This window comes from Caulobacter sp. AVps18, from assembly GCF_058681425.1.
The window spans coordinates 3,540,418-3,563,256 of sequence record NZ_CM178737.1; the positions used below are offsets into that span (position 1 = coordinate 3,540,418).

Here is a 22,839-nt window from a genome sequence, read left to right on the forward strand (position 1 = left end):
ACGCGCAGATGGCCCCCTCAGTCGCTTCGCGACAGCTCCCCCAGAGGGGGAGCATCCAAAAACCTAAGCCCCCACCAGCTCCGCCACCCAGGACGCCGCCAGCTCGCGATTGCGCGGCAGGTCTTCGGGGAAGTCCATCTCGGCCCAGTCCAGGCCTTGGATCGACTGGACGCGGACCACGTCGTGGTCCTGGGCGATCTGGTTGATGACGCTGAGATACCAGCGCTTGAGGCCTTCGGGCGTGCGCATGATCTGGTCGATCACGCGGGTGAACAGGGCCGCGCCCTCGGGGTTGAAGCGCAGGAAGCCGATCGACTCGGCGTCATAGGCCTCGATGGTCTTGCCGATGGCCCGCAGGGCGTCGCCGTCGGTCAGCACCTTCATGTCGTCGGCGTCATAGCCGCCCTTGCGGTCGATGGTGACGGTGATCGGGGCCGGCGGCGCGGCGATCAGGCGCTGCGCGATGGCGGGCTCGAACAGGGTGTCGCCGTTCAGCAGCAGGAAGTCACCGACCATCTCGCCGCGCGCCAGCCAGCAGGTGGCCAGGTTGTCGGTCAGGCCAAAGAACGGGTTGAACAGGGTCCGCACGGTCAGGCCGGGCAGGTCGAGACCCGCGATCTCGGCCTCCACCGTCTCAGCGGCGAAACCGGTGACCACGACGGCTTCGGTGATGCCCGCCGCGCGCAGGTGGCGCAGTTGCCAGTGCAGCACCGTGGTGCCCGACAGCTCGACCAGGCATTTGGGGCGGGTATCGGTCAGGGGCGACAGCCGCTTGCCCTGGCCGGCGCTGAGAATGATGGCTTTGGTCGGATGGCCCACAGCGGCTCGTTTCACGTCTGGCCGCACAGGTCGGCGTCTGAATCAGTGTTGGACCCTACAGGATAGACCCCGCCCCATACAGGGCCAGACATCGCGTCACTGCCCGGAGGTTACCGCCGTCGCCGCTTCATTGGCGGGCGCCGCGTCACCCCGCGCCTTCCGCTCGCTATAGCGGTCGACCAGATAGTCCGCATGGCCGCGGGTCAGCAGGGTGAACTTGACCAGCTCCTCCATCACATCGACGACGCGGTCGTAATAGGACGAGGGCTTCATGCGGTCGTTGTCGTCAAATTCCTTCCAGGCCATGGCGACAGACGACTGGTTGGGAATGGTGATCATCCGCATCCAGCGGCCCAGAAGGCGCAGGGTGTTGACTGCATTGAACGACTGCGAGCCGCCGCTGACCTGCATCACCGCCAGGGTCCGCCCCTGGGTGGGGCGCACGCTGCCCAGCTCCAGAGGGATCCAGTCGATCTGGCTCTTGATGACCCCGGTGATTGCCCCGTGGCGTTCAGGACTGCACCAGACCTGGCCCTCCGACCACAGCGACAGGGCCCGCAGTTCCTGCACCTTGGGATGGCTGGCGTCCTCGGCGTCCGGCAGGGGCAGGCCGCGCGGATCGAAGATCTTCGTCTCGGCCCCCAGCGCCTGGAGGATGCGCGCGGCCTCCTCGACCAGCAGGCGGCTGAACGAGCGCTCCCGCAGCGAACCGTACAGCAGCAGTATGCGTGGCGGATGCCCGAGCGTAGCGGGCTCCAGGCGGGCCTGATCGGGCTGCTGCAGGTACGCGGCGTCGAGGGCGGGGAAATCGGTCACTGTGCCTCCAGGGCTCAGCGGGACTTGGCGTCTTCCCGCTGTCATATATTTCGACTATCCTCGAAATATGGAAATGACAACCGCCGTTGCAAGCCTGTCGGCCCTGGCCCACGCCGGACGCCTGTCGGCCTTCCGGATGCTGGTCCAGGCGGGCGCTGACGGCCTGCCGGCCGGCGAGATCGCCCGGCGGCTGGACATGCCGCCCAGCACCCTCTCCAGCCACTTGGCAATCCTCGACCATGCGGGCCTGACCCGCTCGCGCCGCGACGGCCGCTCGATCATCTACACGGCAGACTACGGTGCCATGCAGGGCCTGCTGGGCTTTCTGCTGGAAGACTGCTGCGGCGGCGCGCCCGAGATCTGCCGCCCACTGGGCGACATGCTGGCCAAGGCCGCCTGCGACGGAACCTGCCTCACAGAACTGGAGACCGCATGACCCAAGCCAGCCCCCCACTGCTGAACGTCCTCTTCCTGTGCACCCACAACTCGGCCCGGTCCGTGCTGGCCGAGTCGATCATGAACCGGGTCGGCGCCGGCCGCTTCCGGGCGTTTTCGGCGGGCTCCATGCCCAGCGGCAAGATCAATCCACACGCCATCGCCCTGCTGCAGCACCTGAACTACAAGACCGACGACCTGCGCTCCAAGGCCTGGGATGAGTTCGCCAAGGCCAACAACCCCGACGCGCCGGACCTCGATTTTGTCTTCACCGTCTGCGACAACGCCGCCGGCGAAGTTTGTCCGATCTGGCCCGGCCAGCCCATGACCGCCCATTGGGGCGTTCCCGACCCGTCGAGCGTCACCGGCACGGAGGCCGAGGTCGCCCTGGCCTTCGCCGAGGCCTACCGCCAGCTGAACAACCGCATCACCCTGTTCTGCGCCCCGCCCCTGCAGTCCATCGACCGTCTGTCGCTGCAAAACCGGCTCAACGAGATCGGCAAGACCAAAGACTGACCCGATGTTGAGCCATTCCCTCTCCCGCCGCCTGGCTGCCGAAGCCCTTGGAACCGCCCTCCTGCTGACCGTCGTGGTGGGCTCGGGGATCATGGGCCAGCGCCTGTCGGCCGGAAACGACGCCATCGCCCTGCTGGGCAACACCCTGTCGACCGGGGCCGCCCTCGTCGTGCTGATCAGCGTGCTGGGCCCGATCAGCGGCGCGCACTTCAATCCCGTCGTGACACTGGTCATGGCCGCGCGCCGTGACCTGTCACCGGGTATCGCGACCCTGTATGTCGGCATACAGACGATGGGTGCCGTGCTCGGAGTCGTCCTGGCTCACGCCATGTTCGGCGAGCCGCTGATCCAGGTATCTGAAAAGCTGCGCAACGGCCCCGCCCAGACCCTGTCAGAAGCCGTCGCAACCTTTGGCCTGGTAGCCACCATCCTGGGCGTTTCGCGGTTCAGACCGGACTTCACCCCCATGGCCGTGGGACTTTACATTACGTCCGCCTACTGGTTCACCGCCTCGACCTCCTTCGCCAATCCGGCCGTGACCCTGGCCCGCAGCCTGACGGACACCTTTGCCGGCATTGCGCCGGTCTCGATGCCCGGCTTCCTGCTGGGTCAGGCCCTGGGCGCAGGCCTGGCCGCCGTCTTCATCCCCTGGCTTCTGACCGAGACCCCCGCCCATGAGCGCTCCTGAGTTTCCCGTCACCATCTTCCACAACCCCGCCTGCGGGACCTCGCGCAACACCGTGGCCATGGTACGCGAGGCGGGCTATGCGCCGGACGTCGTCGAATACCTGAAGGCAGGCTGGACGGCGTCGCAATTGCTCGACCTGTCGGCCCGCAGCGGTCATTCCTTGCGGGAGATGATGCGCGACAAGGGCACGCCCGCAGCGGAACTTGGCCTGCTGGAGCCCGGCGCGACGGACGAGGCGATCCTCGACGCCATGGTCGCTCACCCAATCCTGGTCAACCGCCCCATCGTGGTCACCCCCAAGGGCGTAGCCCTCTGCCGGCCGTCGGAAAAGGTGTTTCTGCTGTTGGACAAGACGCCGGAAACCTTCACCAAGGAAGACGGCGAGGTCGTCAAACCAAGCTGAGGGCGCTAAGGTGAAGCTAAATCCGCTCACGGATTATGTGTCGCAAAAAGGTTGCCAAGCTGTGACAGGGTCCCGCCTACCGAGGGGTCTCTTTCCGTCAACCGACAAAACGGGATTCAAGCCATGAACAAACTTCTGGGCGCGACCGCCGCCATCGGGCTGCTGGCCTGCGCCGATAACGCCTATGCCGCCCGCGACTATGTCTGGGCCGCCGGGTCGTCGACCGTCTTCCCGTTCTCGACCCGCGTGGCCGAGAACTACGCCAAGAAAACCGGCAAGAAGTCGCCCAAGGTCGAGAGCCTGGGCACGGGCGGCGGCATCAAGATGTTCTGCGGCGGCATGGGCGAGAAGTATCCCGACATCGCCAACGCCTCGCGCCCGATGAAGAAATCCGAGTTCGAGGCCTGTAAGAAGGCCGGCGTCAAGGACATCATCGAGCTGAAGATCGGCTTCGACGGTATCGTCGTGGCCATGGACAAGAAGTCTCCTGACTACAACTTCAAGCTTGAGCACCTGTATCTGGGCCTGGCCGACCAGACCCTGCGCGGTGGCCAGCTGGTCAAGAACCCCTACAAGACCTGGTCCGAGGTCGCCCCCGGCCTGCCCAAGACCCGCATCCTGGTCTATGGCCCGCCGCCCACCTCGGGCACCCGCGACGCCTGGATCGAACTGGGCATCGAAGGCGGCGCCGGCAAGCTGCCCACCCTGGCCAAGCTGCGGGCCGACGACGAGAAGGCCTTCAAGGCCAAGGTCTCGCCGATGCGCACCGACGGCGGCTGGATCGACGCCGGCGAGAACGACAACGCCATCATCGGCACCATCCAGAAGACGCCCAACGCCATCGGCGTGTTCGGCTATTCGTTCCTTGAGCAGAACGGCAACACCATCAAGGCCGCCAGCATCAACGGGGTGAAGCCCACGATCCAGACGATCACGAGCGGTGCCTATCCGATCTCGCGATCGCTCTACATCTACGTCAAGAAAAGCCAGATCGGCGTGACCCCCGGCCTGAAGGAGTTCGTGGGCGAGTTCGTCAGCGACGCCGCCACCGGTCGGGGCGGCTATCTGCAGTCGCGCGGCCTGATCCCCCTGCCGCCCCAGCAGCATGAGGCCAACAAGGCCAAGTCCAAGACCCTGCCGGCCATGCCAGCGCCGAAGTCCTGATCGGCCTCGCCTGAACGGAAGAACGGCCCCGGGTTCACACCTGGGGCCGTTTTCATTAGAGCGCGTTCCGAAAAGTGGGAACCGGTTTTCGGAATGAAACGCGCGTGAAAACAGAAGACTAGAGCGGGTGATCTGATTCCGTCAGATCACCCGCTCTAGGGCTTTCCCACCGGCTCAGACCAGGGGCACACTGCAATGACCTATTGGCCGGGGGGCTGATCCGGCGTCGCGCGCGAGGTCATGCCCGCCGCAGCAGCGTCTTCGGCCACCTGAGGATCAAGCGATGCCGGCGTGGCGGGACTGGCCGCGACCGGAGCGGAAACGGCAGGTGCCTCGATCTTACGCGGTGGTGGCGCGGCGGCGATGGGAGCCTCCAGAGTCTCAGAGGCGGCGTCATCGGCGACCGTGCGCGTCTCCGGTACTTCATCGCCATAGTCGGCGTCGCCGGAAGTCACCAGGAGGATGGCCCCGAAGGTCGCCAGCACCCCGGCGACGAAGCCCAGCACGATCCATCCGAAGGGATTGCCGCGATGGTCCTGGGCCATGGAAAACTCCCCGCCCCTGCGGGCTTAGAGCGCGTTCCGAAAAGTGGGAACCGGTTTTCGGAATGAAACGCGCGTAAAACAAAAGACTAGAGCGGGTGATCTGATTCCATCAGATCACCCGCTCTAGGATCCTCGCCAGCGCCGGACAGGGCCGACGTCGACATGCACAAACCTCGAGTCGGGATAGTAACCGACCCCGCCCATGCCCAGTTCCTGCGCAGCGGCGCGGAGTCGGTCCAGAGCGACGTCTTCCAGATAGATGTCCATCGCCTTGCCGTCCATGTGCAGGCTGCGCTTGGCAACTTCGCCGCTGCGCTCGGCCAGCAGGCGGTTGGTGGCGGGCGAGCGATAGCCCGAGATCACCTGGAAGGGCTGGCGGCTGCCTGTCGTGGCCGACAGATCGCCCAGCAGGTCGAACAGCTTCAGGTTCATCGGGGCCACATCGCCGGTGCGATAGTCGCGCAGGACGTGGTTGAGGGCATCGACAGCGTCGGGGACATAGGCCCCGTTCTCCCAATAGACAGCCTCCAGCTTTTCAGCGGTGTGCAGGTTGTTCAGCGACAGCACGCGCGGCGGCGAGGCGGCGACGGACTGGTCGATCAGCGCCCCGATCAGGTCGTCCTGCGACGCAACGACCGCCTCGGCCGCGACCGGAGGCAGGGCCTGAGCCTGGGCCGACGGCCCGGCAAAGCTGGCGCCCAACACGCCCAGTCCCAACTGCAAAAGCCTGCGCCGTTCGACCACTACGCTATCCCTCGACCCGGTGAGGTCGTGAGGACACCCCAGCCGGGCCGGAAGGTCAAGCTGAGCTGGAGGCGCCTGCGGCGATACGCTGCACAAGCACGCGATCCCAGCCATAGGGATCGTCGCGGAAATTGACCTGCCCGTCAGGGGTCACATAGGCGGTCCAGTACAGCAGGAAGACCGCGATGGATTGCTTCAACGAGGCCCGCACCGTCTTGCCGGCCGCGATGGTCTCGTCGATCACTTGCGGCGTCCAGGCGGGGTCGCCCGCAAAGATGGCGTGCGCCAGGGCCGACGGCTTTTCCAGCCGAACACAGCCATGGCTGGCCAGCCGGCTGAAGCTGGCGAACCTGGCCCGGCTGGGGGTGTCATGCAGGTAGACGCCGTAAGGATTGGCGAAATCGAACTTGATCAGGCCCAGGGCGGCCTTGGGGCCGGCCTTCTGCTGCAGGCGCGAGCCACCGTCACCGGTGGGGATGATCACGAAGTCATTGCGCGCGAAATAGCCGGGATTGGCCTTTTCCTTGGGCCACAGCTCCTTGGCGGCGATCGAGGACGGCACGTTCCAGGGCGGGTTCAGAACGATGCTGTGGATCCTGGACTCCAGCATCGGCGTCTCATCGCCGGGACGGCCGGTAACGGCGCGCATGGTCAGGGTCGGCACGTCGGCTTGAAACAGCGACAGCACGGCAGCGGCGATGTTCACCTGGATCCGGTCGGCCGGCAGGGTCTGGGGCAGCCAGCGCCAGCGCTCCATATTGGCCAGGATCTGGTCGATGCGAAGGTCTACCGGGGTATCCAGCGCCGCCAGGGTGCGTGCGCCCAGCACGCCGTCAGGCAGCAGGCCAAAACGCTTCTGGGCGCGCTTGACGGCCGTCAGCAGGGTCTCGTCCAGCACCGCCGGGCCTTGCAACGAGACGCTGACGTCCTCGGCGGCCAGGCGGGTGCGCAGGGCTTCGACGCGCGGCCCAACATCGCCAGGCTTCAGTTCGGGGCCGACGCCCAGCGCGGTCCAGCCGCCGCGCTCGGCGATGGCGCGATAGGTGGTCAGCCCCCGGCGCAGGGTCTGATAGCCGGTATAGGGCGGCGGCAGGCTCTCCAGCCACGGCCCAAGGCGGTCCTCGGCAATGGCCTGCACGAACTCCGGGCCCGGGTCATAGGCGGCCGGTCGCAGGCCCCATTCGGTGTCGAAGTCCGCGACCGCAAGCCGACCCGAGCGCACCGCCTGGGCATAGGCCAGGGTCAGGGCGATCAGTTGCTCCTGCCCCGCCAGCCGCGAGGCCGGATCGCGCGCGCCCATCAGGGCGACGGCGGTGTCTGGCCCATAGGCCCCGACCTCGAAACCGTGGGTATGGGCCGTGTCGAGGACGCGCCGCAGCTGCTCGACCTGATCAGGACGCAGCGTGACAGCAAAGGGATTAACCGGGGCTGCGACTACAGAGGGCTGACCCTGCACGGGGCGAGCCCCGACCTGGGCCGGACGCTGTGACTGGGCATGGGCGGCGACCGCGCTCGACAGCCATATCGCGCCCGTCGACAGCATCCAGGTTCGTCTCGAAAAGCCGCTCACTGCTGATGAATCTCGCCGTCAACTGTTGGCGCAGAAGGGCCGCGCCGTCCCAGATGGCCGGTTGAGCCACACCACGTCAACGCGCCTGCAGCGAAGATCGACGACGAGGCCCGTGCCCGACCCTAGTTTTCCGGGCGCAGGAACCCGGAAGCCACACCGGCGGTTTGCACTCGGATCGCACGACCGATCCCCGGTCACGCCCGGCTCCGGATCCCGTTTGACCCAGACCCTCGACCTTTTTCCCATCGGCAACTGCGCCGTCAGCGCCCTGATCGACCGCACCGGCCGCTTTGTCTGGGGCTGCGCGCCACGCGTGGACTCCGATCCGGTGTTCAGCACCCTGCTGGACGGAGCAGATCCGGCCGGCCCCGGGGCCAGAGGTCTGTGGGATGTCGTGGTGGATGGCACCGTTTCCATCACGCAGGCCTATCTGCGCAACACGCCCATCCTGCGTACCGAGATCACCGACGCCGACGGCGCGCGGATCGAGATCCTCGACTTTGCGCCCCGCTATCGCCAGTTCGGTCGCGCGTTCCGCCCCACCGCCTTCATCCGGCTGGTCAGGCCTCTGGCGGGCACGGCCCGAGTCACGATCCGGCTGCGCCCTGCCGCCCAGTGGGGCGCGCGCCTGGCCGAGAAGACCTCGGGCTCCAACCACATTCGCTATCTCTGCTCGGACGTCACCCTGCGCCTGACCACCGATTGCCCTGTCTCGCACGTGATGGAAGAGCGCGCCTTCCGGCTGGAGCAGCCCATCGCCCTGTTCCTGGGCCCCGATGAGGGCTTCGAGGCCAATGTCGGCCCGACCTGCGAACGGATGCTGCGCGAGACCACCGCCTACTGGACCACCTGGGTGCGGGGCCTGGCCGTGCCGCTGGACTGGCAGGCCGCCGTGATCCGCGCCGCCATCACCCTGAAGCTGTGCGTCCACGAGGAGACGGGGGCCATCGTCGCGGCCCTGACCACCTCGATCCCCGAACACGCCGACAGCGGCCGCAACTGGGACTACCGCTACTGCTGGCTGCGCGACGCCTATTACGTGGTCCAGGCGCTGAATCGGCTGGGGGCGGTGGATATCCTGGAGGACTATCTGGGCTATCTGCGCAACATCGTCGACCGCGCGGCCGGCGGTCACATCCAGCCCCTGTTCGGCGTCGGCTATGAGCCGCAGCTGACCGAGCGGTTTGCCCCCGCCCTGCCCGGCTATCGCGGCATGGGGCCCGTGCGGATCGGCAATCAGGCGTTCGAGCACCAGCAGCACGACGTCTATGGCCAGATCGTGCTTTCGACCACCCAGGCCTTCTTCGACGAGCGCCTGCTGCGGCCCGCCACGGTCGCCGACTTCGAGGCGCTGGAACCGGTGGGCGAGCGCGCCTTTCAACTGCATGACACCCCCGACGCCAGCCTCTGGGAGTTTCGCGGCCGGGCCAATGTCCACACCTATTCGGCGGTGATGTGCTGGGCGGCCTGCGACCGGCTGGGCAATGCGGCCCAGAAGCTGGGCCTTCGCGAACGCGCGGTGTTCTGGAACAGTCGCGCCGCCCAGGTGCGCGCCACGATCGACGACAAGGCCTGGAACGCCGAGCTTGGCCGCTTCGCCGCGACGTTCGGCGGTGACGAGCTGGACGCCAGCCTGCTGCAACTGGTCGACCTTCGGTTCCTGAAAGCCGATGATCCGCGCAATGTCGCCACCGTGGCGGCGGTCGAACAGGGCCTGCGCAAGGGCTCCTATCTCCAGCGCTACGCCATTCCCGACGACTTTGGCGAGCCCAAGACCGCCTTCAACATCTGTACGTTCTGGCTGATCGAGGCGATGTACCTGGCTGGACGTGTCGAAGAGGCCCGCGCCCTTTTCGAGGACATGCTGACCCGCCGCACCGCCGCAGGTCTTCTGTCGGAAGACATCGGCTTTTCCGACGGCGAGCTCTGGGGAAACTACCCTCAAACCTATTCTCTGGTCGGCCTGATCAACTGTGCGGTGCTGTTGAGCCGCCCCTGGACCTCGGTTCGGTAGGGCGCGGTTTTCGGGATCGATAAGGCGACACGGGCGTTTGCTCCGTCATGTTTGAGTTGCATGAGGGGCGCCGCACCATGACCGCTTTGATGTCCGCCACGAGACACCAGACCGCTGAACTTCCCCCGCCACCCGTCGACCTGCCACCCCGCTGCGCGCTGTTCCTGGACCTGGACGGCACGCTGGCGGCCATCCGCTCCACCCCCGGCGAGGTGGGCCCCGAGCCCCGTCGCCAGGCCCTTCTGGCCCAGCTGAGTCACGCCCTGGATGGTCGTGTGGCGGTGGTCAGCGGCCGCGAGCTGCACGACCTGGATCGCATTCTTTCGCGGGGCGTCACCCCGATCGCCGCCGTCCACGGCCTGGTGCGGCGCGACGCCGGCGGCGTCGTGGTCGCCTTCCCCGCCCATGACGGCGTCGAGCAGGCGCGCGACACCCTGCGCGATCTGGCGCGCTGCGACCACGGACTGCTCTTCGAAGACAAGGGGCTCAGCGTCGCCCTGCACTATCGCAACGCGCCCGGCGCCGCCGACGCGGTGATCGAAGCCGCCGAGCGCCTGTCGCGCGCCACCGGCCTGGTGCTCCAGCTGGGCGACATGGTGGCCGAGCTGCGAACGCCCGGTCAGGACAAGGGCCAGTCCGTCACCGCCTTCCTGCGCGAGCAGCCCTTCCGGGGCGCGACACCGGTGTTCGTCGGCGACGACCTGACCGACGAGGACGGCTTTGCCGCCGCTGCGCAGCTCGGCGGCTTTGGCGTCCTGGTCGGCGCCCAGCGTCCCACCGCCGCCGCCTATCGGCTGGACGATGTATCGGCAGTCATGAGCTGGCTGGAGGGCGTCAGCGCGCCTTTGCCCGCATGAGCCGCCTGATCGTCGTTTCCAATCGGGTCAACCCGCCGCCGGCTCCCGACAAGACCGGCGATGGCGAGGGCAGCGTCGGCGGCCTGGCCATGGCCCTGGCGGCGGCCTTGCGTGAATATTCCGGCATCTGGTTCGGCTGGAGCGGCAAGACCACGCCACAGTTCACCGGCCAGCTGGCCATGCAACGGGTCGACGGCGTGACCACGGCCACGGTCGATCTCGAGGAAGGCGACTACCAGGAATATTACAACGGCTATGCCAACAAGACCCTGTGGCCGCTGTTCCATTACCGCGTCGACCTGACGGCCTATGACCGTTCGTTCGGCGAGGGCTATGACCGGGTCAACAAGCGCTTTGCCGAGACCCTGCTGCCGCTGATCGAGCCCGATGATGTGATCTGGGTACACGACTATCACCTGATCCCGATGGCCCGGGAACTGCGGCGGATGGGGGTGACCAACCGCATCGGCTTTTTTCTGCACATCCCCTGGCCGGCCCACCAGCTGGTGGTCACCCTGCCCCGTCACCGGCCCTTGGTGGAGGCGATGTTCGACTATGACCTGATCGGCTTCCAGACCGAGGAATCCCGCCACGCCTTCGAGGGCTATGTCACCTCCGAGGTCAATGGATCGGTCGGACCGGCCGACGCCCTGAGCGCCTTTGGCAAGACCACACGCGCGGCGGTCTTTCCCATCGGCATCGACGCCGCCGACTTTGCCCGCATCACCGACAGCCCCCGCGCCCGCAAGGTCTATGACCGCATGCTGGCCCACAGCGTGTTTCGCAAGATGGTCGTGGGGGTGGATCGCCTGGACTATTCGAAGGGTCTGGAAGAGCGCCTGGTCGGCTTCGAACGCTTCCTGCATGACAATCCTGACCAGCGTCGGGAGGTCATGCTGCTGCAGATCGCACCGATCTCACGCGACGAGGTCGAGGCCTATCAGGACCTGCGCGGCCGGCTGGACGGCCTGATCGGCCGGATCAACGGTGCCTATGCCGAGATGGACTTTACGCCGATCCGCTATGTGAACCGATCCTATCGCCGCGACGAGCTGGCCGGGGTGTATCGCGCCGCCAAGGTGGGGCTGGTCACGCCGCTGCGCGACGGCATGAACCTGGTGGCCAAGGAATATGTCGCCGCCCAGGACCCCGACGATCCCGGCGTGCTGATCCTGTCGCGCTTCGCCGGCGCGGCACGGCAATTGTCGGACGCCCTGATCATCAATCCCAACAGCCCCGAAGAAATCTCTGACGCCCTGAGCCGGGCCCTGTCGATGGATCTTGCTGAGCGCAAGCGCCGTTGGCAGACCCTGTTCCACAACGTCCAGACCCAGGACGTGACCGCCTGGCGCGACAACTTCGTCCAGTCCCTCACGGCACCGGCCAAAACGGTTCCCAAGGCTGTCGCCCCAACGGTGCGGGCGCTGAGGTCGGGCGCGGCCTGACCCTCTGACGACCTATCCCAGAAGCCTGGCCTGCAGCCAGAGCAAGGCGGGATAGGTCGCCAGCCAGGTCCAGAAGAAGCGGTTGAGCCCAAACAGGCAGGCATTGGCCAGATGGAAGCTGGCCGCGATCACCAGTCCGACGATCAGGCTCTCACGCGACAACAGGGTCAGCGGAAAGGCCAGCTCGAAAAGCATGACCGCCCACGACATCACCATCAGCACGCGCGGCCGCGTAGCCCAGGCCCGCAGGTCCTCTGCGACCGGATAGGCCGAGAACCGGAACACATGGGCCAGGGCCCGGCCGCTGCGCCAGTCGGGGTTGATGATCTTCACCCCGCCCGACATCACGTAGGACAGGATCAACTGCGCGCCCAGATAGCCGAAAAACACCTCCTGCAAGGCCGGCGTCGGCATCAGCCGCGCCAGCATCAGGCACCACAGGGCCAGCAGCCCCATGCGGTCGCTGCCGCCGTTATAGGGCCCCTGGAAACGTTGCAGGATCAGCAGTGACAGCAGGGCCAGGCCCACCAGCGGCCAGGGTGATCCCACGCCCAGCGCCACCAGCACGCACAGCCCCGTTCGGGCCAGGAACAGCATCCGCTCATCGCGGAAGCGCGCCATGTGCTCCAGACTCTGCTGGATAAGGGCTAGGGCCAGCAGGATCTCGGTCAGGCGCAGGGCCAGCTGCAGGGTCATCGAACTGCGATCTCGCCCAGACGGCAAGGCGACGACTGGAACAGCACCTCACGCGCGATCTCGTCGCCCTCCAGGCTGACGAAGACCAGTCGAAAGCAAAGCCAGGGATTGCTCGCGGCCTCCGTCCCACCATCCAGATCGGCGGCGATACGCCTGAAGATCTCGCCCTGGCTGTGATCCGTCGGCTGATTGACCAGCCGCTCGGCGCAACTGACCAGGAACAGGCTCTCGTTCCATCGCGGATTCCACAGCAGGCGCCGCGCCATGGTCGCCAGCGACACCCTCTGGGGCCGGGGGCGAAACTCAAGCCATTCCACCGGAGTCTGGCTCGCCGAGTCCAGCAGACTAAATTCCACGCGGGGTGATGGCGCGATCACATCGAAGAAGTTCCACGACGGGACCAGCGCGGGAAGGAGCAGGCTGAACATGAACTCCCTCCGCAGGGCCGAGCGAATCGACGAGCATTCAGGCTGGCTTTAATGGCGATGCAACGCCACCGGCTTGCCCCAGCTGCGTCATCAGGCGGCGGCGAATAACATCGCCAGCCCCCCCGGGAGGAAGGCCTGGGACGGTTGAGGCTGCGGGCGCAGTTCGCGCGTTTAGCCAGATCCGGGGCAAACACTTGCGCCATCGCAATGTTGCCCCTCAACAGGCAGTGTAGACGCGTCGTCCCAGGCCTGACGTCACGGAGATTCGCCTATGAGTTCCCCCGCCACGAAGCCCCGTCGCCCATGGCTGACACCTCGGTTGCAGCGCGACCTGCATCTGTTCATCGCGATCCTTTTTGCGCCGAGCATCCTGTTCTTTTCAATCACCGGCGCCCTGCAGGAATTCTCGCTGCATGAGTCCGGCGATGGCTACACGCCGCCGCCCGTGATTGAAAAACTGGGCCAGGTGCATATCCATCAGCGCTATCAGATGAAGCCCAAGCGCCCGGCGCCTCCTGCCTCCACGGTGGCGACCACCAACAAGGCCGAAGCCGTGGCCGCCGCAAAGCCTGCGCCGGCAAAGGCCGAGCCGAAAAAGGGCTCGACGCTGGGAGCCAAGATCTTCTTCGCCGCGACGGCGATCGGACTAGCCCTGGCCTCGCTGCTCGGCTTGTGGATCGGCCTGACCCAGGGCCGCCTGCGCAAGCCGGCCCTGATCCTGACCCTGCTCGGTGTGGCGATCCCGATCCTGCTGATCGCCATCCAGTAGCCCAGTCCCCTACTCCTCTGAGGCGACCGACAGGTTCGCATAGATCACGACAGGCCAGGTCACCGGCTCGGCCTTCGGGGCCGGCGGCGCCAGGGGCTGGGCCGACCAGGCCCCGACGGCTGCGGTCACGCTCATAAGGGCGACGAGCGCGCCGCCGAACACTGCTCGCCGCAGGGTCGGCTCAGGGCGGGCCAGCATGGTGACGCGCTCTTCCAGTGGATGCGGCGCGGCGGCTGGCCAATGGCAGCCCAGCGGCAGGGCGCGTGCGCCCAACTGTGTCTTGAGCAGCGTCCGGGCATAGAGGCGGCGGTCGCGCGACATGTGCCCCATGACCCGCGCGTCGCAGGCCAGTTCCTGATCCTGGCGCGCCTCGCGAACGGCCAGATGAATTAGGGGATTGAACCAGCCCAGGCACTGGATCACGGCCATCAGCGCGTTGGCGCGCGGGTCGAGACGCTCGATATGGGCGCGCTCATGGGCGCGGATCACCGCGCGCTCGGCCTCGGTGAAGCGGGTCTGATAATCGGCGGGCACCACCATGCGTGGCGACAGGGCGCCGACTACGGCGGGACCGGCCTGTCCGGCCCGCGCCTTGGCCATGAACCGGGCCTGGCTCCAGGCCAGCAGGGCCACGCTCAGCACGGCACCCACGATCCAGAGGCCGGCCAGGACCGGGGCGTGGTCACCCGAGACGATGTAGCGATGGGCCGCCGCTTCGCCGGGTTGGGCGGCACGGGCCGGCAGCAGGGCCGCAAGGCCCGCGGCCAGGGGCAGCAACCACAGCAGATAGGCGACCTGGGCCCCAAACAGCGCCCGCACGGGCTTGCGCATGGCCAGCACCAGCAGAATCGCCACGCCAGCGAAAAGATTGCCGAACGCCAGGTGAGTCAGCAGGTCAGCGACCATCTTCCAGCTCCTCGATCAGGCGCTTGAGGCGGGCGATCTCTTCGGCCTTCAGCTCGCGATGCTGGGCGAAGTGGCTGATCATCGGGGCCAGTTGCCCCTCAAACAGACGGTCCAGCAGACCCTGGCTTTCGGCTTGGACATAGACGCTGCGGGCCACCAGAGGTCGATAGCCGTGCTTGCCCTCGGCCCGTTCGGACTTGATGGCCTTCTTCTTGAGCAGGCGGTTGATCAGGGTTTTCACCGTGGCCTCGCCCCACGACTGGGCAGCGCCGACTTCGGCCACCAGTTCGTCGGCGGTCAGCGGCTCGCGCCGCCACAGCGCTTCCATCACATGACTTTCGGCCGAGGTAATATGCATGGCTCATTACATCCGTAATTCATCCCTGACGCTATACCCCGATTGACATCTGTCAAGCGATCGCGCGCAGCCGCATTGTCAATGACACCGGTTTCCTTTAGAGACATCTTAGACCCGTCGAGCGGGCTGACGACAGTTATGTGGGAGGACTAGCGGCGTGACCGTTTCTTTGGCCGAGAGCGATGTGTTCGCACCGGCGTCCATTGCCCCACAATTCGTCCAGGCCCGACTGGCCGGTGTTTCCGTACCCGGCTATCCGGGCGACGTGATTCCCACGACCATGGCGCAGGGCTATGTCTGCCAGGACATCGCCATCGATCTCTGGCCCGACGAGCTTGTCGGCTGGAAGGTCGGCTATGTTCCGCCCCAGCATCAGGAGCGCCTCGGCGCCGAGCGCCTGGCCGGCTGCATCTTCAAAAAGAACCTGTGGGACGCGACCGACGCCCCGACCCCCTTCCGCGCCATCGCCGGCGGCTTCACGGCCGTTGAGGCCGAGTTCATCGTCCGTCTGGGCAAGGACGCGCCCGAGGGCAAGACCGAGTGGACCGCAGAAGAAGCCGGCGACTATGTCGGCGAACTGATTCTGGGCGTCGAGATCGCCGGAAGCCCCCTGGCCACCATCAACCTGCTGGGCCCGCCCGTCGTGGCGTCGGACTTCGGCAACAATGACGGCCAGATCCTGGGCCCTGTGCTGACCAACTGGCGCGACATCGCCTGGGAAGACATGGGCGTCGAGACCACCATCAACGGTGTCGTCGTCGGCAAGGGCACCGCAGCCTCGATCCCCGGCTCACCGCTGGCGGCCCTGGCCTTTCTGCTGGGACACGTCGCTTCGCGGGGCCGGCCGCTGAAGAAGGGCATGCTGGTTACCACCGGTGCCAGCACCGGCATCCACGATGTGGTTGCGGGCGACGCGGCGACGGTTAGCTTCGGCGCCTTGGGGCAGGTCCAGTGCGTGGCCGTTCCGGCCCAAGCCAACTAAAGACAAAAACTAGGGTAAGGAGACGTGTCCATGGTCATCCCAACTGCCCCAGAACCCTCCGAGAAAATCGGACGGTATCGCTGGGTAATCGTCACCCTGCTGTTCGTGGCGATGGTGATCAACTATGTCGACCGCCAGACGATTGGCATCCTGAAGTCGGACCTGTCCAAGGAGTTCGGCTGGAGCGAGGGCGACTATGCCGACCTCGTCTTCTATTTCCAGCTGTCCTACGCCGTGGCCTATCTGGTCTGGGGCAAGATCATGGACAAGATCGGGGCTCGCTGGGGCTTCGGTATCGCCTTCGCCATCTGGCAGGTGGCCCACATCGCCCATGCCGGGGCCAAGGGCCTGAACGGCTTCATCTTTGCCCGCATGGGTCTGGGCATCGGCGAGGCCGGCGGCTTCCCCGGCGGCATCAAGGCCGTGGCCGAGTGGTTCCCCAAGAAGGAACGCGCTTTCGCCACCGGCATCTTCAACGCCGGAACCAACATCGGCGCGATCGTCACGCCGCTGGTCGTGCCGGCCATCGTGCTGACCTGGGGCTGGCAGATGGCGTTCATCGTCACCGGCGTCGTCGGCCTGGTCTGGCTTCCCATCTGGCTGATCATGTACCGCACGCCGCGCGAGCACAAAAAGATCGGCGCCGCCGAACTGGCTCACATCGAGCAGGACGAAGCCGATCCCGTCGAGAAAATCGCTTGGGTCAAGCTTCTGACCAAGCGCGAAACCTGGGCCTATGCCATCGGCAAGTTCCTGATCGACCCGATCTGGTGGATGTTCCTGTTCTGGCTGCCCGACTTCCTGGGCAAGCGGTACGGGCTTGACCTCAAGACCTTCGGCCCGCCGCTGATCGCCATCTACCTGCTCAGCGATGTGGGCAGCGTCGGGGGCGGCTGGATGTCGTCCAAGTTCATGGGCATGGGCTGGAGCATCAACAAGGCCCGCAAGATCACCATGCTGATCTGCGCCCTTCTGGCCGTGCCGGTGATGTTCGCATCCTATGCCGACAGCGTCTGGCTGGCCGTGCTGATCATCGGCGTCGCCACCGCGGCCCACCAGGGCTTCTCGGCCAACCTCTACACCCTGCCGTCGGACGTCTTCCCGCGCGGCGCGGTGGGGTCGGTCGTCGGGATCGGCGGGATGCTGGGTGCCGTCGGCGGCATGGTGTTCTCCAAGTACATCGGCAAGGTTCTGGAGGAGATCGGCACCTACACCCCGATCTTCATCATCGCCGGCAGTGCCTATCTGGTCGCCCTGCTGGTGGTTCACCTGCTGACCCCCAAGATGGAGCCGGTGAAGTTCTGATCCTTCGCCGCTTCTGACTAAACCAGGCCCCCGACGCCCCGCGCGTCGGGGGCTTTTTTCTGGCCGGAACAGGTGGCGGCGGCTATCGAGGCCGCAGGACAAGCTTCCCACCCTGCGAAAGGCGCCCGATGCCCCAGCCCCCTGTTTCAGTCGCGCTGGTCGGCTACGGCTATGTCGGCAAGACCTTTCACGCGCCGCTGATCGCCGCCACGCCGGGCCTTGAACTGGCCGTCGTGGTTTCCAGCGACGCCGCCAAGGTCCAGGCAGACTGGCCGAAGGTTGCGGTCGTCGCCACGCTGGAAGCGGCCCTGGCCGACCCGTCAGTGGAACTGGTGGTGATCGCCACCCCCGACGCCCTGCACGCCGGGCAGGCCCACGCAGCCCTGGCCGCCGGCAAGCACGTGGTGGTCGACAAGCCCTTTACCGTCACCCTCGACGAGGCCCGCGCCGTGGCCGACCACGCCCGGCAGGCCGGCAAGCTGGTCAGCGTGTTCCAGAACCGCCGCTGGGACAGTGACTTCCTGACGCTCCAAGCCCTGATCGCCAACGGCCACCTGGGCGAGGTCGTCCAGTACGAAAGCCACTTCGACCGCTTCCGCCCGCTGGTCCGCGACCGCTGGCGCGAAAAGCCCGGCGCCGGCGTTCTGCTGGATCTGGGGCCCCATCTGGTCGATCAGGCCCTGCTGCTGTTTGGCATGCCGCAGGCCGTGTTCGCCGACATTGCCGTGCAGAAGGACGGCGGCCAGACCGGCGACTATTTTCATCTGCTGCTGCGCTATCCGCGCCTTAGGGTGCTGCTGCACGCCAGCCAGATGATCCAGGCCAGCAATCTGCGGATGGCCGTTCACGGCACCGGCGGCAGCTTCATCAAGAGTGGCCTGGACGCCCAGGAAGACCACCTGAAGGCGGGGGTGTCCCCCGGGGCGCCGGGCTACGGCGAGGACCAGCGTCCCGGCGTGCTGATCCAACTGGAGGACGGTGAACCGGTCAGCACGGCTGTCCGGCCCTTGCCCGCCGACTACCGCGCCTATTACGGCGCCCTGCGTGATGCGATCCGCGACGGTGCCCCCTGCCCGGTCACCGTCGATGAGGCCATCGCGGTGATGACTGTGCTCGACGCCGCCCAGCGCAGCCACGCCGCCCGCGCCGAGGTGGTCCTCGGCTAGAGCGCGTTCCGAAAAGTGGGAACCGGTTTTCGGAATGAAACGCGCGTGAAAACAAAAGACTAGAGCGGACGACCTGATTCCATCAGATCGCAACCCGCTCTAGTGAGGCGTGTCCGACGCGTCCTGGCGTCCCGACAGGCCCAGTCCGACATCCAGGCCGCTGCGCCACAGAATCTCGGCGGCATAGCTGACGGAACCCTCCATCAGGTCAAGGCGCAGGGTCAGGGTCGTGGGGAGCAGCGCCGCACGACGCAGAGCCACGCGAGCGCCTTCGCCCGTCAGGTCCAGAACGGCCACCGGGGTCGTCCGTCCATCGGCGGAGACGAGATCGCCGCGCAGCAGACAGGCCCGCCGGTGGCTGGACCGACGTTCGACTGGGCGCTTGAGAAAGGCGTCATCCACATCCGACATGGGGCAAGCTTAAGCGCCAGCCTCTCTAGGAACCGTTGGCGAAGGTGGTGAGCAAGAGGTGAAGGCCCCAAATCGGGTGCCACACCATCGGGGCTTCCAAACCCTGCGGAAGCACGGCTACTGTAGCGCCATGCGTGATCGTCTCATCCCCCTCCTGGCCCTCGCCCTCTGCGCCTGCGGCCCTGCCCCCGATGCGGTATCGCAAGACGCCGCCGGTTCCGTTGAAACGCGCGCGCCGAACGCGCCCGATCAAAAGCCTGCCGTCGCCGGCCAGACCCGCGCGCCGCTCAAGGCGGCCGGGGTGGCCTATACGGTCGAGACCCTGGCCAGCAATCTGGATCACCCGTGGGGCCTGGCCTTCCTGCCCGACGGCTCCAAGCTGATCACCGAGCGCGTCGGCCGCCTGCGCGTGATGGGCGCGGACAATACACTCTCGCCCCCGGTCGCCGGACTGCCGCCTGTCGATGCGCGCGGCCAGGGCGGCCTGCTGGACGTGGCGATCGACCCCGACTTCGCCCGCAACGGGCTGATCTACTGGACCTATTCAGAGCCGGGCGACGGCGGAACCAATGGCACCTCCGCCGCGCGCGGCAAGCTGGTTCCCGGCCCGTCTCCCCGCGTCGAGGCCGTGCAGGTGATCTGGCGCCAGACGCCGAAACTGGACTCGACCCTGCACTTTGGCGGCCGCTTGGTCTTCGCCCCCGACGGCAAGCTGTTCATCACCACCGGCGAGCGCTCCACCCAGGAAGGCCGCATGCAGGCCCAGCGGCTGGACGGCACCCTGGGCAAGGTGATCCGCATCAATGCCGACGGTTCGATCCCCGCCGATAATCCCTATGTCGGCAAGCCGGGGATCAAGCCCGAGATCTGGTCGGCCGGCCACCGCAACCTGCAAGCCGCCGCCATAGACCCGGCCACCGGCAAGCTGTGGACCGTCGAGCACGGTGCCAAGGGTGGCGACGAGCTGAACCATCCTGAGGCCGGCAAGGACTATGGCTGGCCCAGCATCACCTATGGCGAGGAATATTCCGGCCGCCCGATCGGCGAGGGCATCACCGCCAAGGCCGGACTGGAGCAGCCGGTCTATTACTGGGACCCGGTGATCGCTCCCTCCGGCATGGCCTTCTATACCGCCGACCTGTTCCCCGCCTGGAAGGGCAGCCTGGTGGTCGGTGCCCTGCGCGGCCAGCACGTGGCCCGCCTGACGCTCGAGAATGGCAAGGTGGTCGGCGAAGAGCGCCTGTTCACCGAACTGGAAGAGCGCGTCCGCGACGTGAAGGTCGGCCCTGACGGCGCGGTCTGGCTGCTGATCGACACCGACCACGGCAAGGTGCTGCGGGTGACGCCCAAGCGGTAGCGCCGGGTCAGGGCTGGCGGGTCGTTATCGACAATGAGCCCGCCGGCCGAAACCGGACATCGCGAATGTCTGAGACGGGTGGTGAACGGACATGACTCCCTCTCCCTGTTTGGACCGGGGACATCCGTGACAGGTGTTCGGAGACATCCGTGACAGGTTGAGGATGCTATTTTGCGGTCCTCAGGTCGATGGTTTTGAGACGTTGGGTCTGGAAGAAGACGTCGAAGACGCCATCGGTCTGGGTGGCTCGCAGGGCGACAGCTTTTCCAGCGAAGGCTTTTGGGACCTTGAGCGGACGGTTGGCAAAACTGAGATGGCCCCCTTGCTGGACCCGGCGAACCTGGTCGTCGGGTCCGTACTCGAAGGGCGGGATGACGGGCTGGTAGGGCCTTGGACTGTGTCGGTAGCGATCGACGGGAACCGCCATGTCCAGGGCCTGGTGAGGCCGGACCAGATTGTAGATGTCGCGCCAGTGATCGAGCGCGCGGGCCGCATGGTCGAGGGTCTCGAAGGGGGTGCTCAGGGCCTCGGCCTTTAGGGTGCGATGGAAGCGCTCGTCCTTGCCCAAGGTCTGGGGATGATAGGGCCGGGAGTGGCTGATGCGCACGCCCAGCTCGATCAGCCACACGCCCAGCGGGGTGTAGGGATCGCCGGGGCCGTTGCCCCAGGGCGAGCCGTTGTCGGTGGCGATGCGCCAGGGCAGACCATAGCGCGTAAAGGCCTGGATCAGTTGATCCTTGACGGTCTGGGTCTTCTGGTTGGCGCAGGCGGCCAAGACCACGGCAAACCTCGAGTGGTCGTCCAGCACCGTCAGGGGATGCAGTCGCCCTGAGCCCAGGGCCACGTGGCCCTTGAAGTCCATCTGCCACAGATCGTTGGGCTGGGGATGCTCGAAGCGGATGAAAGGCTGAGCGCCGCCGCCTTCACCGCCCAGCGCCACACCACCCCGGCGCAGGATCTGGGTTACCGTCGAGGGGGCTGGAGCCTCAAGCCCCTCACGCCGCAGCACCGCCGCGATCTTGCGGCCACCCCAGGCCGGATGCTCCGCACGGACCTGAAGCGTCGCATCCTCAACCGCCGTCTCCGTGCGCCGGGGCGAGGTCCGCGGTCGGCGAGATCGCGCCTCAAGGCCCGCATCGCCTTGCTCCCGATAGCGCGCCATGAGCCGGTAGCCCAGCGTCGCGCTGACCCCGAACCGCCGGCAAAGCTCCCGCCTGTTACAGCCTTCAACCAAGGCCAGCCGTACAAACTCCCGTTTGCGATCCATCGCAGACACCCCCGTGAACGGCATCCCGACCTCCCTCTGAGATCGGAAAATGTGTCACGGATGTCTCCGAACACCTGTCACGGATGTCCCCGGTCCAAACACCCTCAAGGAGAGGGACCATGAGCGTCCGCTCAGGGTCGGATGCAGGAATTGGTGGCGTGCCTGAAACCGGACCTTGGTCGGCTTGCCGGAGAGCGGACGGGGTGAAGGTCTGTTCGGGGTGGAAAGCAGACCTTCCCAAGGTTAGGTTCTCGGCCGGCGCGAGTGTGATCAATGAGCGAGTTTTCCATCATCTCTCGCTTTGGCGAGATACGTATCGTCGACGAGCCCACTTACTCCCTTCGCTCGACTGACAATGTCCATGCGTACCCCAGGCACATCATCTTGGGCGAGGAAGGCGCGTCGAGCTTCCACGGCGTACTATTAGATGGAGCGCCCCGAGTTCTTGTAGCGGCCGGTGGCGGCGCGACAAGGGTTCATGCCCATTCCGCCGTGGTGCGTGATGATCGCTTGCTTTTAGCAGTAGGGGATAGCGTGCTCTGCCTATCGCTGCCGCTAGCGGAAACACAGTGGACGACTAAAGTAGACCTCGCCACCTGCTTCGGTATTCACCTTTCATCAGACGGGCAAACCCTAATCTCTCACGGGGAGATTTCAATAAGTCGGCTTTCTGACAACGGTGACGTTGTCTGGGAGCGGTCCGGACGAGACATCTTCACCGGGCAATTCGAGATGCAGACAACGTCAGTTCAGGTTCGCGACTTTGACGACCAATCCTACCGATTTGACCTCACCACTGGTGCCGAGGCTTAGCTGTTCCCAACGCAATGTCCGCAACGGATCGGGAGCGGAAATTCAGGCCTCGCCCGAAACCGGACCTTCAATCACCGCGGCCGGATTCCGCCCCGCGAAATTTCGAACACGCCCCTCGCCCCGCCCCTATCCCCTTGAAATCCCTCGCCCCGGCACCGCGAACGCCGCCGCTGTCCCAACCGGCCCTATCCTGTCTTCACTTCAGGGCGATGGGGAGGGCGCAAGGCCAGCGACCTTCGCGGTCCTGGAGGGCGATCGAGCCGGGAGTGCTCGTCGATGCGATCAGGCTTCCGCGTGGGGCCTGGAGCAACCTCCATCCCTCTGGCGGCGGTCGGCCGTGGATCACAGAAACGACGTGGGGTGAC

General features: G+C 66.3%; 25 protein-coding genes. 14 read left to right on the top strand and 11 right to left on the bottom strand.

Translation table 11 applies throughout. The features are described from left to right. Positions 1 to 63: 63 nt before the first annotated feature. Together ACW179_RS16130 and arsH are read right to left on the bottom strand one after the other, a co-directional pair. Positions 64 to 819, bottom strand: coding sequence for a phosphocholine cytidylyltransferase family protein (locus ACW179_RS16130; protein ID WP_492064337.1), 756 nt, complete (start codon positions 817 to 819; stop codon positions 64 to 66). Positions 820 to 915: 96 nt separating this feature from the next. Then, positions 916 to 1,635 (bottom strand): arsenical resistance protein ArsH, encoded by a 720-nt coding sequence (gene arsH, locus ACW179_RS16135; RefSeq protein ID WP_492060479.1) that lies wholly within the window; start codon positions 1,633 to 1,635, stop codon positions 916 to 918. Positions 1,636 to 1,702: 67 nt separating this feature from the next. On the opposite strand from arsH, the gene ACW179_RS16140 reads away from it, so the two are divergent. From ACW179_RS16140 to ACW179_RS16160, 5 genes are all read left to right on the top strand, one after another. Further along, positions 1,703 to 2,071 carry an ArsR/SmtB family transcription factor gene (locus ACW179_RS16140; protein ID WP_492060480.1) on the top strand — a complete coding sequence of 123 codons (369 nt, stop codon included), beginning with the start codon at positions 1,703 to 1,705 and terminating at the stop codon, positions 2,069 to 2,071. Further along, a complete protein-coding gene (locus ACW179_RS16145; RefSeq protein ID WP_492060481.1) occupies positions 2,068 to 2,586 on the top strand; it encodes an arsenate reductase ArsC in 519 nt (172 codons plus the stop codon). Before ACW179_RS16140 ends, ACW179_RS16145 begins: the two co-directional genes overlap by 4 nt. Before the next feature lie 4 nt (positions 2,587 to 2,590). Then, on the top strand, positions 2,591 to 3,274 hold the full coding sequence (locus ACW179_RS16150; RefSeq protein WP_492060482.1) for an aquaporin: 684 nt from the start codon (positions 2,591 to 2,593) through the stop codon (positions 3,272 to 3,274). Continuing rightward, a complete protein-coding gene (gene arsC, locus ACW179_RS16155) occupies positions 3,261 to 3,677 on the top strand; it encodes an arsenate reductase (glutaredoxin) (protein WP_492060483.1) in 417 nt (138 codons plus the stop codon). The genes ACW179_RS16150 and arsC overlap by 14 nt, the downstream gene beginning before the upstream one ends. Before the next feature lie 123 nt (positions 3,678 to 3,800). Continuing rightward, positions 3,801 to 4,841: a substrate-binding domain-containing protein gene (locus ACW179_RS16160; RefSeq protein WP_492060484.1), complete on the top strand. Its 1,041-nt coding sequence runs from the start codon at positions 3,801 to 3,803 to the stop codon at positions 4,839 to 4,841. A 200-nt stretch (positions 4,842 to 5,041) separates the two neighbouring features. Here the strand turns inward: ACW179_RS16160 and ACW179_RS16165 are convergent, their stop codons facing one another. From ACW179_RS16165 to ACW179_RS16175, 3 genes are all read right to left on the bottom strand, one after another. Then, entirely contained in the window at positions 5,042 to 5,386 is a 345-nt protein-coding gene (locus ACW179_RS16165; protein WP_492060485.1) for a hypothetical protein, read from the bottom strand. A gap of 123 nt (positions 5,387 to 5,509) precedes the next feature. Further along, a complete protein-coding gene (mepK, locus tag ACW179_RS16170; RefSeq protein ID WP_492060486.1) occupies positions 5,510 to 6,130 on the bottom strand; it encodes a peptidoglycan L,D-endopeptidase MepK in 621 nt (206 codons plus the stop codon). A gap of 55 nt (positions 6,131 to 6,185) precedes the next feature. Then, the gene (locus ACW179_RS16175; protein ID WP_492060487.1) at positions 6,186 to 7,673 is read right to left on the bottom strand and encodes a L,D-transpeptidase family protein; all 1,488 of its coding nucleotides are present in this window, start codon (positions 7,671 to 7,673) and stop codon (positions 6,186 to 6,188) included. Positions 7,674 to 7,917: 244 nt separating this feature from the next. Here ACW179_RS16175 and ACW179_RS16180 point away from each other — a divergent pair, with 244 nt between their 5' ends. From ACW179_RS16180 to ACW179_RS16190, 3 genes are all read left to right on the top strand, one after another. After that, positions 7,918 to 9,714, top strand: a complete 1,797-nt coding sequence (locus ACW179_RS16180; RefSeq protein WP_492060488.1) for a glycoside hydrolase family 15 protein — start codon at positions 7,918 to 7,920, stop codon at positions 9,712 to 9,714. Positions 9,715 to 9,803: 89 nt separating this feature from the next. Beyond that, on the top strand, positions 9,804 to 10,571 hold the full coding sequence (gene otsB / locus ACW179_RS16185) for a trehalose-phosphatase (RefSeq protein WP_492060489.1): 768 nt from the start codon (positions 9,804 to 9,806) through the stop codon (positions 10,569 to 10,571). Beyond that, positions 10,568 to 12,016, top strand: a complete 1,449-nt coding sequence (locus tag ACW179_RS16190; protein ID WP_492060490.1) for an alpha,alpha-trehalose-phosphate synthase (UDP-forming) — start codon at positions 10,568 to 10,570, stop codon at positions 12,014 to 12,016. The genes otsB and ACW179_RS16190 overlap by 4 nt, the downstream gene beginning before the upstream one ends. A gap of 12 nt (positions 12,017 to 12,028) precedes the next feature. Here ACW179_RS16190 and ACW179_RS16195 read toward each other — a convergent pair whose 3' ends face one another. Together ACW179_RS16195 and ACW179_RS16200 are read right to left on the bottom strand one after the other, a co-directional pair. Further along, complete coding sequence (locus ACW179_RS16195) at positions 12,029 to 12,712, bottom strand: HTTM domain-containing protein (protein WP_492060491.1); 684 nt, start codon at positions 12,710 to 12,712, stop codon at positions 12,029 to 12,031. Beyond that, positions 12,709 to 13,140 (bottom strand): hypothetical protein, encoded by a 432-nt coding sequence (locus ACW179_RS16200; protein ID WP_492060492.1) that lies wholly within the window; start codon positions 13,138 to 13,140, stop codon positions 12,709 to 12,711. The genes ACW179_RS16195 and ACW179_RS16200 overlap by 4 nt, the downstream gene beginning before the upstream one ends. 271 nt (positions 13,141 to 13,411) lie before the next feature. Here ACW179_RS16200 and ACW179_RS16205 point away from each other — a divergent pair, with 271 nt between their 5' ends. Next, positions 13,412 to 13,909: a hypothetical protein gene (locus ACW179_RS16205; protein WP_492060493.1), complete on the top strand. Its 498-nt coding sequence runs from the start codon at positions 13,412 to 13,414 to the stop codon at positions 13,907 to 13,909. A gap of 9 nt (positions 13,910 to 13,918) precedes the next feature. Here the strand turns inward: ACW179_RS16205 and ACW179_RS16210 are convergent, their stop codons facing one another. Both ACW179_RS16210 and ACW179_RS16215 read right to left on the bottom strand, forming a co-directional pair. After that, the gene (locus ACW179_RS16210; RefSeq protein WP_492060494.1) at positions 13,919 to 14,815 is read right to left on the bottom strand and encodes a M56 family metallopeptidase; all 897 of its coding nucleotides are present in this window, start codon (positions 14,813 to 14,815) and stop codon (positions 13,919 to 13,921) included. Continuing rightward, positions 14,805 to 15,173: a BlaI/MecI/CopY family transcriptional regulator gene (locus ACW179_RS16215; protein ID WP_492060495.1), complete on the bottom strand. Its 369-nt coding sequence runs from the start codon at positions 15,171 to 15,173 to the stop codon at positions 14,805 to 14,807. Before ACW179_RS16215 ends, ACW179_RS16210 begins: the two co-directional genes overlap by 11 nt. Before the next feature lie 157 nt (positions 15,174 to 15,330). Here ACW179_RS16215 and ACW179_RS16220 point away from each other — a divergent pair, with 157 nt between their 5' ends. The 3 genes from ACW179_RS16220 (at position 15,331) to ACW179_RS16230 (ending at position 18,626) form a co-directional block, all read left to right on the top strand. Beyond that, positions 15,331 to 16,155: a 2-keto-4-pentenoate hydratase gene (locus ACW179_RS16220; RefSeq protein WP_492060496.1), complete on the top strand. Its 825-nt coding sequence runs from the start codon at positions 15,331 to 15,333 to the stop codon at positions 16,153 to 16,155. A gap of 30 nt (positions 16,156 to 16,185) precedes the next feature. Further along, positions 16,186 to 17,460 carry an MFS transporter gene (locus ACW179_RS16225; RefSeq protein WP_492060498.1) on the top strand — a complete coding sequence of 425 codons (1,275 nt, stop codon included), beginning with the start codon at positions 16,186 to 16,188 and terminating at the stop codon, positions 17,458 to 17,460. Between the two features lie 128 nt (positions 17,461 to 17,588). Beyond that, entirely contained in the window at positions 17,589 to 18,626 is a 1,038-nt protein-coding gene (locus tag ACW179_RS16230) for an oxidoreductase (RefSeq protein ID WP_492060499.1), read from the top strand. Positions 18,627 to 18,725: 99 nt separating this feature from the next. On the opposite strand, the gene ACW179_RS16235 is transcribed toward ACW179_RS16230, so the two are convergent. Then, on the bottom strand, positions 18,726 to 19,037 hold the full coding sequence (locus ACW179_RS16235) for a PilZ domain-containing protein (protein WP_492060500.1): 312 nt from the start codon (positions 19,035 to 19,037) through the stop codon (positions 18,726 to 18,728). Between the two features lie 130 nt (positions 19,038 to 19,167). Between ACW179_RS16235 and ACW179_RS16240 the strand changes: the two genes are divergently transcribed. After that, positions 19,168 to 20,394 carry a PQQ-dependent sugar dehydrogenase gene (locus ACW179_RS16240; RefSeq protein ID WP_492060501.1) on the top strand — a complete coding sequence of 409 codons (1,227 nt, stop codon included), beginning with the start codon at positions 19,168 to 19,170 and terminating at the stop codon, positions 20,392 to 20,394. Positions 20,395 to 20,560: 166 nt separating this feature from the next. On the opposite strand, the gene ACW179_RS16245 is transcribed toward ACW179_RS16240, so the two are convergent. Further along, entirely contained in the window at positions 20,561 to 21,685 is a 1,125-nt protein-coding gene (locus ACW179_RS16245; protein ID WP_492059470.1) for an IS481 family transposase, read from the bottom strand. A gap of 249 nt (positions 21,686 to 21,934) precedes the next feature. On the opposite strand from ACW179_RS16245, the gene ACW179_RS16250 reads away from it, so the two are divergent. Continuing rightward, the gene (locus tag ACW179_RS16250; RefSeq protein WP_492060502.1) at positions 21,935 to 22,474 is read left to right on the top strand and encodes a hypothetical protein; all 540 of its coding nucleotides are present in this window, start codon (positions 21,935 to 21,937) and stop codon (positions 22,472 to 22,474) included. The last annotated feature ends 365 nt before the right edge of the window (positions 22,475 to 22,839 follow it).

Excerpts from the sequence above, each read along its gene's own strand:
- ACW179_RS16215 (WP_492060495.1), bottom strand. The coding sequence starts at position 15,173 with ATGCATATTACCTCGGCCGAAAGTCATGTGATGGAAGCGCTGTGGCGG.
- otsB (WP_492060489.1), top strand. The coding sequence starts at position 9,804 with ATGTCCGCCACGAGACACCAGACCGCTGAACTTCCCCCGCCACCCGTC.
- ACW179_RS16150 (WP_492060482.1), top strand. The coding sequence starts at position 2,591 with ATGTTGAGCCATTCCCTCTCCCGCCGCCTGGCTGCCGAAGCCCTTGGA.
- ACW179_RS16140 (WP_492060480.1), top strand. The coding sequence starts at position 1,703 with ATGGAAATGACAACCGCCGTTGCAAGCCTGTCGGCCCTGGCCCACGCC.
- ACW179_RS16250 (WP_492060502.1), top strand. The coding sequence starts at position 21,935 with ATGAGCGAGTTTTCCATCATCTCTCGCTTTGGCGAGATACGTATCGTC.
- ACW179_RS16160 (WP_492060484.1), top strand. The coding sequence starts at position 3,801 with ATGAACAAACTTCTGGGCGCGACCGCCGCCATCGGGCTGCTGGCCTGC.
- ACW179_RS16190 (WP_492060490.1), top strand. The coding sequence starts at position 10,568 with ATGAGCCGCCTGATCGTCGTTTCCAATCGGGTCAACCCGCCGCCGGCT.
- ACW179_RS16245 (WP_492059470.1), bottom strand. The coding sequence starts at position 21,685 with ATGCCGTTCACGGGGGTGTCTGCGATGGATCGCAAACGGGAGTTTGTA.
- ACW179_RS16175 (WP_492060487.1), bottom strand. The coding sequence starts at position 7,673 with ATGCTGTCGACGGGCGCGATATGGCTGTCGAGCGCGGTCGCCGCCCAT.
- ACW179_RS16230 (WP_492060499.1), top strand. The coding sequence starts at position 17,589 with ATGCCCCAGCCCCCTGTTTCAGTCGCGCTGGTCGGCTACGGCTATGTC.
- ACW179_RS16225 (WP_492060498.1), top strand. The coding sequence starts at position 16,186 with ATGGTCATCCCAACTGCCCCAGAACCCTCCGAGAAAATCGGACGGTAT.
- ACW179_RS16235 (WP_492060500.1), bottom strand. The coding sequence starts at position 19,037 with ATGTCGGATGTGGATGACGCCTTTCTCAAGCGCCCAGTCGAACGTCGG.
- ACW179_RS16240 (WP_492060501.1), top strand. The coding sequence starts at position 19,168 with ATGCGTGATCGTCTCATCCCCCTCCTGGCCCTCGCCCTCTGCGCCTGC.
- ACW179_RS16165 (WP_492060485.1), bottom strand. The coding sequence starts at position 5,386 with ATGGCCCAGGACCATCGCGGCAATCCCTTCGGATGGATCGTGCTGGGC.
- ACW179_RS16145 (WP_492060481.1), top strand. The coding sequence starts at position 2,068 with ATGACCCAAGCCAGCCCCCCACTGCTGAACGTCCTCTTCCTGTGCACC.
- ACW179_RS16195 (WP_492060491.1), bottom strand. The coding sequence starts at position 12,712 with ATGACCCTGCAGCTGGCCCTGCGCCTGACCGAGATCCTGCTGGCCCTA.
- arsC (WP_492060483.1), top strand. The coding sequence starts at position 3,261 with ATGAGCGCTCCTGAGTTTCCCGTCACCATCTTCCACAACCCCGCCTGC.
- ACW179_RS16210 (WP_492060494.1), bottom strand. The coding sequence starts at position 14,815 with ATGGTCGCTGACCTGCTGACTCACCTGGCGTTCGGCAATCTTTTCGCT.
- ACW179_RS16205 (WP_492060493.1), top strand. The coding sequence starts at position 13,412 with ATGAGTTCCCCCGCCACGAAGCCCCGTCGCCCATGGCTGACACCTCGG.
- ACW179_RS16200 (WP_492060492.1), bottom strand. The coding sequence starts at position 13,140 with ATGTTCAGCCTGCTCCTTCCCGCGCTGGTCCCGTCGTGGAACTTCTTC.